Origin of the sequence: Methylobacterium nigriterrae (assembly GCF_037106235.1) — a bacterium.
GTDB lineage: Bacteria > Pseudomonadota > Alphaproteobacteria > Rhizobiales > Beijerinckiaceae > Methylobacterium > Methylobacterium nigriterrae.
Window position 1 is genome coordinate 1 of sequence record NZ_JBAWTG010000961.1, and the last position, 263, is coordinate 263.

1 pseudogene is annotated in these 263 nt (G+C 78.7%); it reads right to left on the reverse strand.

Annotation, left to right across the window (positions count from 1 at the left end):
- A pseudogene (locus WDW90_RS39865) lies at positions 1-263 on the reverse strand (hypothetical protein); the annotation flags it as partial.

A 263-nucleotide genomic window follows, 5' to 3' on the forward strand; every position in this document is an offset into this window, starting at 1 on the left:
ATGGTCTGGCCGTCGACCACGCCCCTGGGAACCACCACGTCGACCTCGCGCCCGCCCGGCAGGCCGAGCCGCAGCTTCTCCTCGCGCGCGACCTGCTCGAGGGTCACGGTCAGCTCGGCCGCGACGTCCTCGCCGCGGGCCGGCCCGCGCTGGAAGCCGCCGCGCGCGCCGCCCGCGCCCATGCCGCCCGGGCCCATGCCGCCCGGGCCCGCACCGCCGGCCCGGAAGGCCTCGCCGAACAGGTGCGAGAAGATGTCCTCGCC